The sequence below is a fragment of the Streptomyces sp. CB03238 genome (assembly GCF_002099185.1).
Lineage (GTDB): Bacteria > Actinomycetota > Actinomycetes > Streptomycetales > Streptomycetaceae > Streptomyces.
Genome location: NZ_NBCN01000002.1, coordinates 323,770 through 341,238, shown reverse-complemented (window position 1 = coordinate 341,238; position 17,469 = coordinate 323,770). Strand labels below are relative to the sequence as shown.

The following is a 17,469-nucleotide window of genomic DNA, read 5'->3' as shown; positions in this document are numbered from 1 at the left end:
GTGTGGGTGGTGCTCACTGCTCCTCCTCCTGCTTCAGAATCAGGCGGAAGTAGAAGGACATGGCCGCGACCAGCATCAGGATGGTCAGTACGGAGATGGCGGCGGCGAGGCCGTAGTGTGCCTGGCCCTGGCCCTCGATGTAGGCGAAGACCGGCAGGGTCTCCGAGCCGCGGTCGGGGCCGCCGAGGTTCATCGCGTACACCTGGGCGAAGACCTTGAAGACCCAGATGATCTCCAGGAACGTGCTGATCAGGAAGAACGGCTTCAGGTTGGGGAAGACCACGGACCAGAACGTCCGCCAGCCGTTCGCGCCGTCCATCTTGGCGGCCTCGTACAACTCGGTGCCGACGGTGGTGAGACCGGCGTACATGTTGAGCGCGACGAACGGGATCGAGCCCCAGACCACCAGGAGCGTGACGATGACGAGGGTGGAGAATCCGGTCTGGAACCAGTTGTGCTGCTCGTAGCCCGAGAAGCCGAGTGTGCGCATCAGCCAGTTGGCGACGCCGAACTGCTCGTCGAACAGCCAGCGGAAGACGGTGACGGAGGCGACGACCGGCATGGCCCAGGCGAGCATCAGCGACAGCGACAGGACCAGGCGCATCTTCTTGCCGAGCCGGTTGAGCAGCAGGCCGGTCAGAGTGCCGATGATCATGATCAGTACGACGTTGGCGGCCGTGAAGGCGACGCTGCGCAGGACGACGGCCCAGAACTGGGAGTCGCCCAGCAGCTCCGTGTAGTTCTCGACGCCGATCCACTCGGGTTTGCGGGTGATCAGTTCCTTCCGGTTCACCTGCTGGAAGGAGAGGATCACATTGCGGATCAGCGGATAGAGCAGCAGCACCGCCATGGACAGGATGGCGGGGGCGATCAGCAGGTACGGCAGCACCCCGCTGGGCAGGGAGCGTCTGCCGCGAGGAGGCTTCAGGACGTGCTTCGAGCCGGACGGGGGTGGCGGGGTCTTCGACGTCCCCGCCGCCTTCCCGGGCGCGTCCGAAGGAGCGGTGCTCACCGCTCCCTGGGAGTCCACGGTCATGGTCTTCATTCCTCGCGGTTCTGGGCTGACCGGGTCAAGGCCCGGTGGTGCGACCGGCGTGGGGTTACCGGTCGCACCACCGGGGGCTACGGCGGTTACTGCTGGTTGACGCGCTCGGTGATCACCTTGTCGGCCGCCTCGGCGGCCTTCTTGGCGTCCTCACCCTTGAGCACCTTGGTCATGTAGTCCTTGATCGGGTTGGGCGCGGTCTCGACGTTCGCCCAGCCCGGGGTGACCGGGGTGATCTTGCCGACGGGTGCGGCCTTGGCCATCGCCTCGGCGAACGAGCCGGCGGCCGGCGTGAACTGCGCCGCGTCGTTGTTGGGGAGCAGCGCGCCCTGGGTGGCCTCGGCGTACTTGGCCATGTGCTCCTTGCCGGCGGCCAGGGCCAGCCACTCCTTGGCCAGGTCCTTGTTCTGCGAGCGCTCGGACACCGCGAGGTTCGAGCCGCCGAAGAAGACGGAGCCGGGCTTGTCGGCGGTCTTGCCCGGGATCGGGAAGTAGCCGAAGTCGGCGGTCTTGCCGGCCTTCTTCATCGCGTCGATCGCGCCGCCGGCCTCCCAGCCGAGGCCGATCCAGGACGCCACGCCGCCCTTGGGGACGATGTCGGTGGACTGCTGCGGGGTCGCCTCGTCCTTGTCCTTCGGAGCGGTCGAGTACGACTGCAGCTCCTTGTAGAAGTTCATGGCGGCCACGGCCTCGGGGGAGGACAGGCTGCCCTTCCACTTGTCGCCGTCCTTGACGGCGAGGTCGCCGCCCTCGTCCCACACGAAGCCGGCGTAGACGTACCAGCTCTGGCCGGGCAGATAGATGGGCTGCGACTTCGGGTCGGACGCCTTGAGCTTCTTCAGGCCGTCGATCCACTCGGCGCGGGTCTTCGGCGGGGTCACGCCGGCCTTCTTGAAGGCGGCCTTGTCGTAGACGACGACGCGGTTGGCGGCGTACCAGGGGGCGGAGTAGAGCTTTCCGTCCAGCTCGTTGGAGGCGAGCATGCCCTTGTTCCAGCCGTCGGCGCCGAGCTTGGCCTTGTCCTCGGTCAGGTCGGCGAGGCCGCCCGTGGCCGCGTAACCGGCGGTCTGGGTGTTACCGAGCTCCAGGACGTCCGGCGGGGCGTCCTCGGAGAGGGCCGTGGTGACCTTCTCCTGGATGCCGTTCCACTGCTGGATCTCGACCTTGACCTTGACGCCCTTGTGCTTGGCCTCGAACTCCTTGTTGACGTTCTTGATCCAGGCGTCGGGAGCCGAGCCGTCCATCACCCAGACGGTGAGGGTCTTGTTGCCACCGGCGTCGGTGCTGCCCCCCTTGCCGTCGTCCGAGCCACACGCGGCAATGCCGACCATCATGCCCGCGACGCCTATCGCCGCGATGAGCTTGCGCTTCACGCCACCCTCCTCAGGGATGCCTGCAAACCCTGCCCCCACCGCGAAGCCATACCGGTGTACTGCCCGTGCTGCCCGTGGGACTGGGACCTGATCTTTAATGGTTTAGACCAGTAACCCGGAGCTTGGCCTAGACCTTTAGGGGTGTCAAGAGTGTATAAGAAGGGCAGTCGGGTCCGTTACCGGACCGACACCTGAGGGAGGGCGACGACCCGTGACCGGTCCGTGCCACCATGTGAGCCGCAATAGACGGAGGAGCCGGTGACGGCAACAGCACAGGAGTCGGGAAGGCGGGCCATGGCCACGGATGGGGGCGGTACCGAGACCGAGAGCGGGAGCGCCACCCGCACCGCGCGCGTGCCCAAGTACTACCGGCTCAAGCGGCACCTGCTGGACATGACGGAGACCATGCCTCCCGGTACGCCGGTACCGCCGGAGCGCACGCTCGCCGCCGAGTTCGACACCTCCCGCACGACCGTGCGGCAGGCGCTTCAGGAGCTGGTCGTGGAAGGGCGCCTGGAGCGCATCCAGGGCAAGGGCACGTTCGTCGCGAAGCCGAAGGTCTCGCAGGCGCTCCAGCTCACCTCGTACACCGAGGACATGCGCGCGCAGGGCCTGGAGCCCACCTCGCAGCTCCTCGACATCGGGTACGTGACGGCCGACGACACCCTCGCCGGGCTGCTCGACATCTCACCCGGCGGGCGCGTGCTGCGCATCGAGCGGCTGCGGCTGGCGAGCGGCGAGCCGATGGCCATCGAGACGACACACCTGTCCGCCAAGCGCTTCCCGGCGCTGCGGCGGTCGCTGGTGAAGTACACCTCGCTCTACACGGCGCTGGCGGAGGTGTACGACGTCCACCTCGCCGAGGCCGAGGAGACCATCGAGACCTCGCTGGCCACCCCGAGGGAGGCGGGCCTGCTCGGTACGGACGTGGGCCTGCCGATGCTGATGCTCTCCCGCCACTCGCTGGACGAGAACGGCGAACCGGTGGAGTGGGTGCGCTCGGTGTACCGGGGCGACCGGTACAAGTTCGTCGCGAGGCTGAAGCGGCCGAACGGCTGAGAGCGCCGCCCTGACGCGGCGTCACCCAAAGCGTTGCCGTACCGATATGCGGACGGGGGGTGACGCTGCGCGAGGCACTCCCCTAGATTTCCTGCGCATTACAGGTGATCAGCGAGGGGACGTGCACCATGCCAGAGCCGTCGGCACCACCGAACACTTCACGGACGGGCCTCGCCCCGAAGTCGATCGTGATCTGGTCGCTCGTCGCCCTCGCGGGGGCGGCCGGCTGGGGCATGCTCGCGCTGTCCCGGGGCGAGGAGATCTCGGCCGCCTGGATGCTCGCGGCCGCGCTCGGCTCGTACGCGATCGCCTACCGCTTCTACTCCCGCTTCATCGCGAACCGGGTGCTCAAGGTCGACAAGACCCGCGCCACTCCCGCCGAGCGGCTCGACAACGGTGTCGACTTCCACCCCACCGACCGCCGGGTGCTCTTCGGCCACCACTTCGCGGCCGTCGCGGGTGCGGGCCCGCTGGTGGGCCCCGTGCTCGCCGCACAGATGGGCTACCTGCCGGGCACCATCTGGATCATCGTCGGCGTGATCTTCGCCGGTGCCGTCCAGGACATGGTGACGCTCTTCTTCTCCACCCGCCGCAACGGCCGTTCGCTCGGCCAGATGGCCCGTGACGAGATCGGCCCCTTCGGCGGGGCCGCCGCGCTGATCGCGGTCTTCGCCATCATGATCATCCTGCTGGCGGTGCTGGCCCTGGTCATCGTCAACGCCCTGGCGCACTCGCCGTGGGGCGTCTTCTCCATCGGCATGACCATCCCGATCGCCCTCTTCATGGGCGTCTACCTGCGGGTGCTGCGGCCCGGCCGGGTGACCGAGGTCTCGGTCATCGGTGTCGCGCTGCTGCTCCTGGCCATCGTCGCGGGCGGCTGGGTCGCCGAGTCCTCCCTCGCGGAGACCTTCACCCTGGAACCGGGCACGCTGGTCATCTGGATGGTCGTGTACGGCTTCCTCGCCTCCGTCCTGCCCGTGTGGCTGCTGCTCGCTCCGCGCGACTACCTGTCGACCTTCATGAAGGTCGGCACGATCGCGCTGCTCGCCCTCGGTGTCTTCCTCGCCCTGCCGACGCTGAAGATGCCCGCCGTCACCGATTTCGCGAGCCGTGGCGACGGTCCCGTCTTCGCCGGCTCGATGTTCCCGTTCGTCTTCATCACCATCGCGTGCGGCGCGCTGTCCGGCTTCCACTCCCTGGTCTCCTCGGGCACCACCCCGAAGATGGTCCAGAAGGAGACCCAGATCCGGATGATCGGGTACGGGTCCATGCTCACCGAGTCGTTCGTCGCCGTGATGGCGATGATCGCGGCCTGCATCATCGACCCCGGCCTCTTCTTCGCCGTCAACTCGCCCGCGGGTGTGGTCGGCACGACGGTGCAGTCCGCCGCCGAAGCGGTGTCGAACTTCGGCTTCACCATCTCCCCCGACCAGCTGGCGAAGGCAGCGGCGGACGTCGAGGAGGCCTCACTGCTGTCCCGGACCGGCGGCGCGCCGACGTTCGCGCTCGGTATGTCGGAGATCTTCTCCGCGGTGGTCGGCGGCAGCGCCATGAAGGCGTTCTGGTACCACTTCGCCATCATGTTCGAGGCGCTGTTCATCCTGACGACGCTGGACGCCGGCACCCGCGTGGGACGCTTCATGCTCCAGGACATGCTCGGCAACGTCTACAAGCCGTTCAAGCAGGTCAGCTGGAAGCCGGGCGTCTGGTTCGCCAGCGCGGTCGTCGTCGGCGGCTGGGGCTACTTCCTGTGGGTGGGCGTGCACGACCCGCTGGGCGGCATCAACCAGCTCTTCCCGCTGTTCGGCATCGCCAACCAGCTGCTGGCCGCCGTGGCGCTGGCCGTCTGCACGACGCTGCTCGTCAAGTCGGGCCGCCTGAAGTGGGCCTGGGTCACCGCCGTCCCGCTCGCCTGGGACGTGGCGGTCACGCTCACCGCCAGCTGGCAGAAGATCTTCTCGGACGACCCGCGGGTGGGCTTCTTCGCCCAGCGGGACAAGTACCAGGCGGGCATCGACTCCGGGCAGGTGCTGCCGCCCGCGAAGTCGATGGACGACATGCACACCGTCGTCACCAACTCCACGGTCGACGGCGTCCTTTCCGCCCTCTTCGCCCTCCTCATCATCGTGGTGATCGCGGACGCGGGACGGGTCTGCTACAAGGCCATCACCAACCCGGCCGGCGTGAAGCTCTCCGAGGCGCCGTACACCGAGTCGAAGCTCATCGCCCCGGCCGGGCTGTTCCCCACGGCCGAGGAGAAGGCCGAACTGGTGGCGGCCGGGCTCGGCCCCGAGGGCGGCATCCGCAAGGACGGCGGCACCGGTGAGGCGGTACCGGCCGGGAGCGGCTCGAAGTGAGCGCCTCGGTGGCCACCGGGCCGGGCGGCCGGCTGCGACGCGCCGTCGGCTGGGTCCGCTGGTACGTACGCGAGGTGTCCGGCGAGGCCGCGTACGACACGTACGTCGCCCACGCCCGCGCCTGCGACCCGGACGCCGAGGTCATGACCCGGCGCGAGTTCGAGCGGCGGCGCACCGACGCGCGGGAGGCCGACCCCCGCGACGGGTTCCGCTGCTGCTGAGCGGGTGACGGCACGACGGGCCGCCGTGTTTCCGGGGACGGAAATGCGGCGGCCCGTCGCCGTGCGCGTCCACACTCGGACCATGGACATCACCATCAGGGCGGTACGGCCGGAGGAACACGACACGCTCGCCGAGGTCACGGCCCAGGCGTATCTCGGCGACGGGCTGCTGGACTTCGGGGAGAGCGACGAGTACCTGATCGACCTGCGGGACGTGGCCCGGCGGGCCGCCGAGGCGGAGGTGCTGGTCGCGGTCGGCGAGGACGAGCGGGTCCTCGGCGGCGTGACGTTCGTCGCGCGCGGCGGCGGGCCGTGGGCCGACCTCGCGCGGGACGGGGAGGCGGAGTTCCGGATGCTGGCGGTGGCGCGGGACGCGCGCCGGCGGGGCGCGGGCGAGGCGCTCGTACGGGCGTGTGTGGAGCGGGCGCGGGCGGTGGAGGGGTGCCGGCGGCTCGTGCTGTCGTCGCAGGCGTCCATGCGGGCGGCGCACCGGATCTATGAGCGGCTGGGGTTCGTCCGGACCCCGGAGCGGGACTGGCAGCCCTTTCCGGGCGTGACGCTCTTCACGTACGGCCTGCCCCTCTGACACTCCGGCGGACACAACATGTGGGGGGTGCCTCAACTGGCGCCCCCCACATGTATGCTCGTGCTCGCTGTCGCCGCAGGGGAATCCGGTGCAAATCCGGAACTGTCCCGCAACGGTGTGTTGGTGTGCCTTTGTGTACGTACGAGTCCGAAGACCTGCCGACAGCGCGCCCGGACCGTCCGGCCCGGGTGCCCAGACGTCCGGGCCTCGCGGAGTGGGCCGGTGGACGCGGTGCCCTGCGCCCTTGTGCCCGGGCGTGCCCGCTTCCCCTGCCCGCGACCCGCGGTGGCCCCGAGCCGAGCGAGGGAGAGCCCCCACGTGACCATCGCGCCAGCCGATCCGGTTTCAGCGATCGAGAGCGACGGAAGCGGCGGAAACGACGGCAGCGACGGCAGCGGCGGACCCGGGACCGTGCTGCTGCGGACCCTGACCGACCTCACCGCCGATCTGCCCGACACCGACCCGGGCCGGGTCGCCGCCGCCGCGCTGCGGGGCCGGCACGCCGGTTCGGACGAGGCCGAGCTGCGCGAGCTCGCCACCGAGGCGGCCGCCGGGCTGATCGCCGAGGACCCCGCGTACTCCCGGCTCGCGGCGCGGCTGCTGACCCGGACCATCGCGGAGGAGGCGGCCGGGCAGGGCGCGGTGGCGTTCTCGGCGTCGGTGGCCGTGGGGCACCGGGAGGGCCTGATCGCGGACCGTACGGCCGCGTTCGTGACGCTTCACGCCGACCGGATGGACGCGCTGATCGACCCGGCGGCCGACGACCGGTTCGGCTACTTCGGGCTGCGGACGCTGTACTCGCGCTACCTGCTGCGGCACCCGATCACCCGCAAGGTGATCGAGACGCCCCAGCACTTCATGCTGCGGGTGGCGGCCGGGCTGGCCGAGGACGACTCCGTACGGGCGCTGGACGAGGTCGCGGCGCTGTACCGCCTGATGAGCCGGCTGGACTACCTGCCCTCCTCCCCCACGCTGTTCAACTCCGGTACGCGCCACCCGCAGATGTCCTCGTGCTACCTGCTGGACTCGCCGCTGGACGAGCTGGACTCGATCTACGACCGCTACCACCAGGTGGCGCGGCTGTCGAAGCACGCGGGCGGCATCGGACTGTCGTACTCCCGCATCCGGGCGCGCGGTTCGCTGATCCGGGGCACCAACGGGCACTCCAACGGCATCGTGCCGTTCCTGAAGACGCTGGACGCCTCGGTCGCGGCGGTGAACCAGGGCGGGCGGCGCAAGGGCGCGGCGGCCGTGTACCTGGAGACGTGGCACGCGGACATCGAGGAGTTCCTGGAGCTGCGCGACAACACGGGTGAGGACGCCCGGCGTACGCACAACCTGAACCTGGCGCACTGGGTCCCGGACGAGTTCATGCGCCGGGTGAACGCCGACGCCGACTGGTCGCTGTTCTCGCCGGCCGACGTGCCGGAGCTGGTCGACCTGTGGGGCGAGGAGTTCGACGCCGCGTACCGCAGGGCGGAGGCGGCGGGGCTGGCCAAGAAGACCATGCCGGCCCGCGACCTGTACGGCCGCATGATGCGCACCCTCGCGCAGACCGGCCAGGGCTGGATGACGTTCAAGGACGCCTCCAACCGGACCGCGAACCAGACCGCCGAGCCCGGCACGGTCGTGCACTCCTCCAACCTGTGCACCGAGATCATCGAGGTCACGAACGACGGCGAGACGGCCGTGTGCAACCTCGGTTCGGTCAACCTGGGTGCCTTCGTCGCCGGCGGTGACATCGACTGGGAGCGGCTGGACGAGACCGTCCGTACGGCCGTCACGTTCCTCGACCGGGTCGTCGACATCAACTTCTACCCGACCGAGCAGGCCGGGCGGTCCAACGCCAGGTGGCGGCCGGTGGGCCTGGGCGCGATGGGTCTCCAGGACGTCTTCTTCCAGCTGAAGCTGCCGTTCGACTCGCCCGAGGCGCGTGCCCTGTCGACGCGTATCGCCGAGCGGATCATGCTCGCGGCGTACGAGGCGTCCGCCGACCTCGCCGAGCGCAACGGCCCGCTGCCCGCGTGGGAGAAGACCCGCACCGCGCGCGGCGTCCTGCACCCCGACCACTACGACGTGGAGCTGAACTGGCCGGAGCGGTGGGAGGCGCTGCGCGCCCGGATCGCCGAGGTCGGCATGCGCAACTCGCTGCTCCTCGCCATCGCGCCGACCGCGACGATCGCCTCGATCGCGGGCGTGTACGAGTGCATCGAGCCGCAGGTGTCGAACCTCTTCAAGCGCGAGACGCTCAGCGGGGAGTTCCTCCAGGTCAACTCCTACCTGGTGGACGAGCTGAAGCGGCTCGGCGTGTGGGACGCGCAGACCCGTGAGGCGCTGCGCGAGTCCAGTGGCTCGGTGCAGGGCTTCACCTGGATCCCGGCCGAGGTGCGCGAGCTGTACCGGACGGCGTGGGAGATCCCGCAGCGCGGCCTGATCGACATGGCGGCGGCGCGTACGCCCTTCCTGGACCAGTCGCAGTCGCTGAACCTGTTCCTGGAGACGCCGACCATCGGCAAGCTGTCGTCGATGTACGCGTACGCCTGGAAGCAGGGCCTGAAGACGACGTACTACCTGCGCTCGCGCCCCGCGACCCGGATCGCCCGCGCCGCCCAGGCGTCCATCCCCGTTCAGCAGGCCGCCGATCCCGAGGCCGTCGCCTGCTCCCTGGAAAACCCCGAGTCCTGCGAGGCCTGCCAATAATGTCCGACGCCAAGAACCTTCTCGACCCGGGCTTCGAGCTGACCCTGCGCCCGATGCGCTACCCGGACTTCTACGAGCGCTACCGGGACGCCATCAAGAACACCTGGACCGTGGAGGAGGTCGACCTCCACTCCGACGTCGCCGACCTCGCCAAGCTCACGCCGGGCGAGCAGCACCTGATCGGCCGCCTGGTCGCGTTCTTCGCGACCGGTGACTCGATCGTGGCGAACAACCTGGTGCTGACGCTCTACAAGCACATCAACTCCCCCGAGGCGCGGCTGTACCTGTCGCGGCAGCTGTTCGAGGAGGCCGTGCACGTCCAGTTCTATCTGACGCTGCTCGACACCTACCTCCCCGACCCGGAGGACCGCGCGGCGGCCTTCGACGCCGTCGAGAACATCCCCTCCATCCGCGAGAAGGCACAGTTCTGCTTCCGCTGGATGGGCTCGGTGGAGAAGATCGACCGGCTGGAGACGAAGGCCGACCGCCGCCGCTTCCTGCTGAACCTGATCTGCTTCGCCGCCTGCATCGAGGGCCTGTTCTTCTACGGCGCCTTCGCGTACGTGTACTGGTTCCGCTCGCGCGGTCTGCTGCACGGCCTGGCGACCGGCACCAACTGGGTGTTCCGCGACGAGACGATGCACATGAACTTCGCGTTCGAGGTCGTCGACACCGTCCGCAAGGAGGAGCCGGAGCTCTTCGACGACGCGCTCCAGCAGCAGGTCACCGACATGCTGAAGGAGGCCGTGGAGGCGGAGCTGCAGTTCGGCCGCGACCTGTGCGGTGACGGCCTGCCGGGCATGAACACCGAGTCGATGCGCCAGTACCTGGAGTGCGTCGCCGACCAGCGCCTGACGCGCCTGGGCTTCGCCCCGGTGTACGGCTCGGAGAACCCGTTCTCGTTCATGGAGCTCCAGGGCGTCCAGGAGCTGACGAACTTCTTCGAGCGCCGCCCGTCCGCCTACCAGGTGGCGGTGGAGGGTTCCGTCGACCTCGACGAGGACTTCTGAGGTGCTCGGTACGCGGTGGGCGGCCTGTGCCGCCGCCGCGCTGACCGTCGCCGCGGGCCTGGGTGTCCGGTCCGCGGCGACGGGCGCCGTCGCGACGTACGCCGGGGACGCGCTGTACACGGTGCTGGTCGTCGCGCTGGTGGTGCTGGTCGTGCCCCGGCTGCGGCCGGTGGTGGCGGCCGGGATCGCACTCGGGTTCTCCTGCGCGGTGGAGCTGTTCCAGCTGACGGCCGTCCCGGCCGCGCTGGCCGCTCACAGCAGGCTGGCGCCGCTTGTCCTCGGCACCTCGTTCAACGCCCCGGACCTCTTCTGGTACGCGGTGGGCGCGGCGGCCGGCTGGGGGGTGCTCGCCGGGTGCTCCGCCCTCCGCAGTTGCCGGTCGATGGCTCGGTCGCGGGCGTGCCAGACGAGTGAGGGAAGCGTGACGAGGAGGAAGAGCCCGGTGAGTCCGAGGTAGTTCAGGAATGTGGTCATGTCCTCCACTGTCGTCGTTCCGCACGCGAAAGATCAGTGGCAGGACTGTCACCAACCATCGAATTGCTGCCACACTCATGGCATGTTGAGGAATGTGGCCGCTGTCCTGCTGGAGGGTGTGCACCCCTTCGAACTCGGGCTGATGTGCGAGGTGTTCGGCCTCGACCGCAGCGACGACGGGCTTCCCGTCCACGACTTCGCCGTGGCGTCCGCCGAGGGCCCTTGGCTGCGGACCCACGCCGGTTTCACGATCGGCGTGGAGCACGGGCTGGAACGGCTGGCGGAGGCGGACCTCGTCGCGGTCCCGGCCGGCGGCGGGTATGTGAACCGCCCGTACCCCGAGCCCCTGCTCGCGGCGCTGCGCGATGCCGTCGACCGCGGGGCGCGGGTGCTGTCCGTGTGCACCGGCGCCTTCGTGCTGGGCGCGGCGGGGCTGCTCGACGGCCGCCGCTGCACCACGCACTGGCGGCACGCGGCCGAGCTGGCCCGGCGCCATCCGCGAGCGCTGGTGGACCCCGATGTGCTGTACGTCGACGACGGCCCGGTCATCACGGCGGCGGGGACGGCTGCCGGGATCGACGCCTGCCTGCATCTCGTACGGCAGGAGTACGGCTCGGAGGTCGCCAACACCATCGCCCGCCGCATGGTGGTGCCGCCGCACCGGGACGGCGGCCAGGCCCAGTACATCGACCGGCCGCTGCCGCGCAGCCGGTGCGACACGGTCGGGGAGGTGCTCGACTGGATGGAGCGGCACCTGGACCGGGAGATCACCGTCGAGCAGTTGGCGGTACGCGCGCACATGTCACCGCGCACCTTTGCCCGCCGGTTCCAGCAGGAGACGGGGACGACGCCCTACCGCTGGCTCCTGCGCCAGCGGGTGCTGCTGGCGCAGGAGTTGCTGGAGGCCACGGACGACACGGTCGACGCGATCGCCGGCCGGGCCGGTTTCGGGAACGCCGCCGCGCTGAGGCACCACTTCCTCCGCACGCTGGGGACGACTCCGAACGCGTACCGCCGTACGTTCCGGGGTCCGCTGCGGGGCGTGGCCTGACCGGTCAGATGCCGCAACCGGAGGCGGACCAGTAGCGGCTCGCGCGGTGGTCGAGGTGCGTGTGGTCGCCGTGCCCGGGGTAGCCCGGGCCGAGGATGCCGTTGAAGCCGTGGTTGCGGGCCTGCTGGGCGAGCCTGCACAGCGAGTGCGGCCCCGCGCCCAGGTCGGCGGCGTCCCCGTACAGATGGCGGCTGCCGGATGCCCCGCCGACCGCGTCATTGCAGGCGTACGAGCGGAAGCCGCTGGTCACGGTGATGGGCTGGTCGCCGAGCGCGTGCCGCATGGCCTCCAGCTTCCACATGGTGCGCAGCGCGTTGGACTTGGCCGTGGCGGCGCTGACGGCTCCGCCCTCCCAGGTGGTGTTGCAGTCGTTGAGTTCGGCGTAGCCGAAGTGGACGGGCGTGCAGTCGTCGTCCTGGAGGGCGTAGAGCTTGCTGAAGGTGGCGCTCCCGGCGATGCCGTCGGCGTTGAGTCCGTACGCGGCCTGGAAGCGTTTGACCGCGGCGGTGGTGGCCGGGCCGTAGTCGCCGTCGATGGCGAGGACGCCGCCGTAGCCGGGGTAGCCGGCGACCCGGATCTGGAGCTGGGTGACGTCGGCGCCGGAGGCGCCCTGGGAGAGGGTGCGCGACCAGGTGTAGCAGCCGTCCGCGTGCGCGGTGCCGGCGGTCGCGACCACACCGGCCAGCGTGGCAGTCATGAGCATGACAATCGACAGCAGGAGTCGTGCGGTCCGTCCGAGCATCGGGCCTCCATCGTCGTGAGGGACGCCCATGAGACTGACCGGCGGGTCCACGCGCGTCAACAGGGCACGGACACCCGTCATTTGTCGGCCCATTGGCGGTGGGGGGCGCGTCATGCGAAGGCCCCGTCCCGGTCACCGGGACGGGGCCTTCCGGCTGTGTCGGCCGTGTCAGTCGTTCGGGACGACCGGGTAGCGGGGCGTACCCTCGGCCATCTGCTTCAGCGCGTCCTTGCGGTCCCGCTTCGAGAGCCGGTCGATGTACAGGTACCCGTACAGGTGGTCCGTCTCGTGCTGGAGGCAGCGGGCGAAGTACCCGGTGCCGCGCACCTTGATGGGGTTGCCCTTGACGTCCTGGCCGCGCACCACCGCGTAGTCGGGCCGCGCCAGCGAGGCGTACGCGCCCGGCACGGACAGGCACCCCTCGTTGGAGTCGTCCAGGACGCGCCCCTCCACCGGCAGCTCCTCCAGCACCGGGTTGCACACCACGCCCACGTGCCGCACGCCCTCGTCGTCCATGCAGTCGTAGACGAAGACCTTCAGGTCGACGCCGATCTGGTTGGCGGCCAGGCCCACGCCCTCCGCCGTCCGCTGGCTGGCGAACATGTCGTCGACCAGCTGCGCGAGCTCGTCCCCGAACTCGGTGACGTCCTTGCACTCCTTGTGCAGCACCGGGTTGCCGACCACCGTGATCGGGCGGGAGGTGCCGCGCTCGCGGTACGCGCGCTCGCGCTCCTCGCAGTCCTCCGTGTCGACGATGAAGCCCTCGTCGTCGACCTGCTGAGCCGTCTCCTGCTGCGCCATGTCCGCTTCTGCGCCTTCCTGAGTACCCGATGCCGCGCCGTACCCGTACAGCACGCCGCGCGTTGTGCCCGTACAGCCTACGGGGCGCCGGTGACAGGGGTCAGCAGACTTCCTCGAGATCCCGCCACTCACGGCTGTCCGGGCTGTCCGCCACCCAGCCGTCCAGCAGCCCCCGCACCAGCCCGGCGGGCGCCGCGATGCCGCACTCGCGCTCCGGCACCCACAGCTCCCCCGGCGACCGGTGCCCCAGCGGCCCCGGGTGCCCCGGCTCGCTGTGGTCGTGCGGGTCCAGGTGCTCACCCTCGCCCTCGGCGCTGGGCATCCGCGACTCGGAGCAGGCCCGGCACAGCAGCCGTACCGACGAGGACCAGTCCTCGGCGGCGAACCCGGCGTCGGCCGCCAGCCGCTCCAGGGCGTCCCGGTCGGCCTCGGTGGCCGCCTCCAGGAGCACCACCCAGGTCGGGACGGGGGACGGCGCCCACAGTTCGATCTCGTCGAACACGGGGAAGCTGTGCCCCGACGACGTGGTCCGCTCGCCGTTGGGGACCCCGTCGTGCAGCACGACCTCGCCCCAGCGCCGCCCCGAGGACGGCAGCGGGATGGACAGCACCTCTATCCGGGCCGGGTCGAGCCTGCGGCCCCACACCACCTCGGCCTCGCCCTCCGGCGACAGCCGTACGGCGGCGCTGCCCAGCTCCATCCCGGTCGGCTCCCCGCCGGCCGCGGCGGCCCCCGGCACCTTCAGCCCGTACGCCTGCCAGGCACGGCGGGCCAGCGGCCAGTCCTGGAGCGCGGTGGCGGCGATGCCGACGTTCCACCAGTCGGGGGCGCCGGTCTCCTTGTCGAGCAGGGCGACGGCCCGCAGCCCCGCGGTGCGCGCCTGCTCCCAGTCGTGCCGGAACTTGTGCAGGAGCGCCAGGTTGAACCAGGACTCCGAGAGCCAGGGCTCCAGGTCCGCCGCACGCGTCAGCAGCGCGCCCGCGTCCTCGTACCGCCCGTCCCCGATCAGCGTGAACGCGCGGTCGGTGGCCTGCCGCCACGAGGCGGAGGGCCGATGCCGTACCTTCCCGAAGATCCTCACGATTCCCGCCTGCCGGTCTGCCGGTCGCTGAAGGTCTCTGCCCCCGGACACCCTCTTGTTCGCATCCAACCATGCCGGGTCGCACGCCCGCTCATTACCCATGGGTTACCCAGGGGCCGGGCCCGTGACGCCGCCGCGGGCGAGGACTCTGGCGAGTGACTCCACCACGTTCGGGTGATAGTCCCGCGCCGTGCCCAGCCGCAGCCGCTCCAGGGCGCACAGCGCCCCGTCCGGATTCTCCGCGCCTTCCCTGGACAGCTCGTCGTACGCGTTGACGGCGCGGACGATCCGCGCGGGCAGCGGCTGCTCGTGGTACGGGTCGGCCTGCCGCTCCACGACGACCGCGACGGCCGCCGGTACGCCGGTCTGGCGCACCACGGCGCCGCCCAGCAGCGCGATCCGGCGTTGCTGGGCCTCCGGGAGGCGGGCCGTGGCGCCTTCCGGTACGGGGTCGACCAGGGACAGCTGTCCGATGTCGTGCATCAGTGCGGCGTACTCCAGAACGGTCAGATCGGGCCCCGACAGTCCCAGCTCGCGCCCGACGGCACGGCTGAGCGCCGCCACCCGGTGGGCGTGTCCGGGGGACGTGTAGCCGGCGATCTCGGTGGCACGCGCGAGGGAGGCGATGGTCTGGCGGTACGTGTCGCGGACGGTGGCGTACCGGCGGAACGACAGCTGGGTGAGCAGCAGCGGTACGCAGAAGACGGGCAGCGCCCACAGGCCGGCGACGGCCACGGCCAGGGCCATGACGGCGCCGGTGGCGCACACGGCGGAGCCGATGCCCGGCAGGGCGCGCAGCTGGTCGCGCAGCAGCGGGCCGTAGGGGTGGCCGGTGCGGGCGCGCAGCAGCAGGGCGGCGAGCACCGCGTCGCACAGCGCGGTCATGACGAGGAGGACGAGGAGGAACAGCGCGTAATAGTGCCCCCGTCCAACGGTCCTCAATAGCTCGCCCGAGTTGTACAGGGGCTGGAAGCAGACGGCGGCGAAGCCGACCGTGAGCACCCGACGGGTCACCTGGTCGAGCGCCACCCCGCGCCCCCGGGCGACCTGCGGTACGGCTCCGACCAGGGCAGCCGCCACGACGACGGCGACGATCTGGGCGGCACCGTGGGTGGTGGGCCGCCCGGCGCACTCGCCGAGCAGCGCGTACGCGAGGGCGCCGGCCGCCGCGAGGGGCGCGGGCTCCCTGGAACGTGGCTCTTCGAGCCCTGATGGCACCCCCGCGCCCGGCCGGGCTCCGCAGCGGGTGAGTTCACCCACCGTGATGAGGACTCCGAAGGCCAGCGCGGTCCCCGGCTGGGCCATCCCGTGCCACAGGGTCCAGCCGAGCCCGGCCGCGGCGACCGTGCCGGCGGCGGTGTGGAGGAGCCCACCGGCGGTGACGGACACCCCGCGCGGTCGTGGCCGTGGCGTCACCGCGGGTCGTGGCCGTGGCGTCACCGCGCGCCGCCCCGGGCCGGGCCGTGACCGGGCGCCGGGCGCCACCCCGCCGGGACGTTTCCGCGCGGACGCGCCGGGGTATCGGGGGCGGCGTTCGCGGACCGCCCGGAGCCCTTGCCGGGGGCGGCCCCACCGGTCGGCACCGTCTCGTCGGCCGTGACCGCCGTCCGCCAGCCGTGCCGGTCCAGGGCGCGCACCAGCGCCCGGACCATCCGCGGGTCGAACTGCCGCCCCGCGCACCGCTCCAGCTCCGCCACCGCCGTCGCCACCGGCCGGGCTCTCCGGTACGAACGGGTCGACGTCATGGCGTCGAACGCGTCGGCGACGGCGACCACGCGTGCCGCCTCGGGGATCCGTTCGCCGCTCAGCCCGTACGGGTAGCCGCTGCCGTCCATCCGTTCGTGGTGGTGCAGGATCGCGGCACGCGCCTCGCCCAGGAACCCGATGCCGCGCACGATCTCGTGCCCGTACTCCGGGTGCAGCTCGATCACCCGCCGCTCCTCCGGGGTCAGCGGCCCGTCCTTGCGCAGCACGCGCGTCGGGACGCCGAGCTTGCCGACGTCGTGGAGGATCCCGGCGAACCGGATCACATCGAGCCGTGTCTCGTCCATGCCCAGTTCACGGGCGATGAGCACCGAGGCGTGACCGACCCGTTCGCTGTGCCCCCGGGTGTAGGTGTCCTTGAGGTCGACGGCCTGGACGAGCGCGCGGATCGTGGCCTGGTGGGCGGCGCGCTCCCGGTGGTACTGGGCGTACACCCAGCAGGAGATGTACATCGGCAGCAGGACGAACAGCGCGGCCGGCCAGCCGTACGGGCTGCGCCACAGCACCGCCATCATCAGCCCGGCCAGCCCGTGCACGGCGTGCGGGGCGAGTGCCCGGGGCAGCAGCCCGCGCCAGGCGCCGCGCACCGGCACCCGTTCGGCGGTGGCCAGGATGCCGCCGTCGAGGGCGGTGACCACCAGGCAGAAGGTGAGCGCGGCGGCGCCGGCGGGCAGCAGGACGTACGGGAAGTCGGAGGCGGCCACCGCGGCGGGCCCGTCGAGGAGCAGGGCGGCGTGCGCGGCGGCCCACGCGGCGAGGGCGAGCTGCGCGGCGCGCCAGATGCGGCGGGGCGGGGCGGGCCGCTGCTCGACGTGGGAGACCAGGGCGCCCGGTACGGCGACGAGGGCGGCCGCGGCGGGTGGCAGCAGCAGGGCGGCGGCGAGCAGCACGGGAAAGAACGATCCGGCACCCACCGGGACGGAGCCGGTGTCGAGCACGCGGCCGAGGAGAGGGCAGCGGGCGGGCCACTCGCACACCGCGTAGAGCGCGGCAAGGAGCGCGAGGGCGGGCCAGGGGGTCCGGGCACCGGGGCCGAGCGCCGGGAGTGCGAAGGTGACGGCGCACAACACGGCTCCCGCGATGTACGCGCGCGCCGCTGCCGGAATCTCCACCACCGTCTCCCCGCCGTCTCGTCGGCCTCGTGTCTCGGCCAAGTGGACCGTCAGGCTAACCAGTTGGCTCCGGCGCGGCGGCGGGACGAATCC

Annotated in this window: 15 protein-coding genes and 1 riboswitch; of the genes, 8 read left to right on the top strand and 7 right to left on the bottom strand. The window is 71.1% G+C overall.

Annotation, left to right across the window (positions count from 1 at the left end; translation table 11 throughout):
* Positions 1–13 precede the first annotated feature (13 nt).
* Positions 14–1,036: a sugar ABC transporter permease gene (locus BKD26_RS04320; protein ID WP_084895900.1), complete on the bottom strand. Its 1,023-nt coding sequence runs from the start codon at positions 1,034–1,036 to the stop codon at positions 14–16.
* 95 nt (positions 1,037–1,131) lie between these two features.
* A complete protein-coding gene (locus BKD26_RS04315; protein WP_084895897.1) occupies positions 1,132–2,418 on the bottom strand; it encodes an extracellular solute-binding protein in 1,287 nt (428 codons plus the stop codon).
* Between the two features lie 294 nt (positions 2,419–2,712).
* Between BKD26_RS04315 and BKD26_RS04310 the strand changes: the two genes are divergently transcribed.
* The 8 genes from BKD26_RS04310 (at position 2,713) to BKD26_RS04275 (ending at position 11,876) form a co-directional block, all read left to right on the top strand.
* Positions 2,713–3,477 (top strand): GntR family transcriptional regulator, encoded by a 765-nt coding sequence (locus BKD26_RS04310; protein ID WP_084895895.1) that lies wholly within the window; start codon positions 2,713–2,715, stop codon positions 3,475–3,477.
* Between the two features lie 128 nt (positions 3,478–3,605).
* On the top strand, positions 3,606–5,834 hold the full coding sequence (locus tag BKD26_RS04305; protein ID WP_084895892.1) for a carbon starvation CstA family protein: 2,229 nt from the start codon (positions 3,606–3,608) through the stop codon (positions 5,832–5,834).
* The gene (locus BKD26_RS04300; RefSeq protein WP_084895890.1) at positions 5,831–6,055 is read left to right on the top strand and encodes a YbdD/YjiX family protein; all 225 of its coding nucleotides are present in this window, start codon (positions 5,831–5,833) and stop codon (positions 6,053–6,055) included. Before BKD26_RS04305 ends, BKD26_RS04300 begins: the two co-directional genes overlap by 4 nt.
* Before the next feature lie 82 nt (positions 6,056–6,137).
* Positions 6,138–6,641 (top strand): GNAT family N-acetyltransferase, encoded by a 504-nt coding sequence (locus BKD26_RS04295; protein ID WP_084896224.1) that lies wholly within the window; start codon positions 6,138–6,140, stop codon positions 6,639–6,641.
* A 79-nt stretch (positions 6,642–6,720) separates the two neighbouring features.
* Positions 6,721–6,797: riboswitch (cobalamin riboswitch) on the top strand.
* Between the two features lie 162 nt (positions 6,798–6,959).
* A complete protein-coding gene (locus BKD26_RS04290; protein WP_084895887.1) occupies positions 6,960–9,341 on the top strand; it encodes a ribonucleoside-diphosphate reductase subunit alpha in 2,382 nt (793 codons plus the stop codon).
* Entirely contained in the window at positions 9,341–10,351 is a 1,011-nt protein-coding gene (locus BKD26_RS04285; RefSeq protein WP_084895885.1) for a ribonucleotide-diphosphate reductase subunit beta, read from the top strand. The genes BKD26_RS04290 and BKD26_RS04285 overlap by 1 nt, the downstream gene beginning before the upstream one ends.
* A 1-nt stretch (position 10,352) precedes the next feature.
* The gene (locus BKD26_RS04280) at positions 10,353–10,808 is read left to right on the top strand and encodes a DUF2809 domain-containing protein (protein ID WP_084895883.1); all 456 of its coding nucleotides are present in this window, start codon (positions 10,353–10,355) and stop codon (positions 10,806–10,808) included.
* Positions 10,809–10,907: 99 nt separating this feature from the next.
* A complete protein-coding gene (locus BKD26_RS04275; protein ID WP_084895881.1) occupies positions 10,908–11,876 on the top strand; it encodes a helix-turn-helix domain-containing protein in 969 nt (322 codons plus the stop codon).
* A 4-nt stretch (positions 11,877–11,880) separates the two neighbouring features.
* On the opposite strand, the gene BKD26_RS04270 is transcribed toward BKD26_RS04275, so the two are convergent.
* The 5 genes from BKD26_RS04270 to BKD26_RS04250 form a co-directional block, all read right to left on the bottom strand.
* Entirely contained in the window at positions 11,881–12,618 is a 738-nt protein-coding gene (locus BKD26_RS04270) for a D-Ala-D-Ala carboxypeptidase family metallohydrolase (protein ID WP_084895879.1), read from the bottom strand.
* Between the two features lie 168 nt (positions 12,619–12,786).
* Positions 12,787–13,419, bottom strand: coding sequence for a peptide deformylase (gene def, locus BKD26_RS04265; protein WP_084895877.1), 633 nt, complete (start codon positions 13,417–13,419; stop codon positions 12,787–12,789).
* Positions 13,420–13,519: 100 nt separating this feature from the next.
* Entirely contained in the window at positions 13,520–14,500 is a 981-nt protein-coding gene (locus BKD26_RS04260) for a hypothetical protein (protein ID WP_084895875.1), read from the bottom strand.
* A 105-nt stretch (positions 14,501–14,605) separates the two neighbouring features.
* The gene (locus BKD26_RS04255) at positions 14,606–15,805 is read right to left on the bottom strand and encodes an HD domain-containing protein (RefSeq protein WP_241518542.1); all 1,200 of its coding nucleotides are present in this window, start codon (positions 15,803–15,805) and stop codon (positions 14,606–14,608) included.
* 131 nt (positions 15,806–15,936) lie between these two features.
* Positions 15,937–17,379 (bottom strand): HD-GYP domain-containing protein, encoded by a 1,443-nt coding sequence (locus BKD26_RS04250; protein WP_084895873.1) that lies wholly within the window; start codon positions 17,377–17,379, stop codon positions 15,937–15,939.
* Between the last annotated feature and the right edge of the window lie 90 nt (positions 17,380–17,469).

Excerpts from the sequence above, each read along its gene's own strand:
- BKD26_RS04255 (WP_241518542.1), bottom strand. The coding sequence starts at position 15,805 with ATGGCCCAGCCGGGGACCGCGCTGGCCTTCGGAGTCCTCATCACGGTG.
- BKD26_RS04275 (WP_084895881.1), top strand. The coding sequence starts at position 10,908 with ATGTTGAGGAATGTGGCCGCTGTCCTGCTGGAGGGTGTGCACCCCTTC.
- def (WP_084895877.1), bottom strand. The coding sequence starts at position 13,419 with ATGGCGCAGCAGGAGACGGCTCAGCAGGTCGACGACGAGGGCTTCATC.
- BKD26_RS04285 (WP_084895885.1), top strand. The coding sequence starts at position 9,341 with ATGTCCGACGCCAAGAACCTTCTCGACCCGGGCTTCGAGCTGACCCTG.
- BKD26_RS04295 (WP_084896224.1), top strand. The coding sequence starts at position 6,138 with ATGGACATCACCATCAGGGCGGTACGGCCGGAGGAACACGACACGCTC.
- BKD26_RS04270 (WP_084895879.1), bottom strand. The coding sequence starts at position 12,618 with ATGCTCGGACGGACCGCACGACTCCTGCTGTCGATTGTCATGCTCATG.
- BKD26_RS04305 (WP_084895892.1), top strand. The coding sequence starts at position 3,606 with ATGCCAGAGCCGTCGGCACCACCGAACACTTCACGGACGGGCCTCGCC.
- BKD26_RS04320 (WP_084895900.1), bottom strand. The coding sequence starts at position 1,036 with ATGACCGTGGACTCCCAGGGAGCGGTGAGCACCGCTCCTTCGGACGCG.
- BKD26_RS04310 (WP_084895895.1), top strand. The coding sequence starts at position 2,713 with ATGGCCACGGATGGGGGCGGTACCGAGACCGAGAGCGGGAGCGCCACC.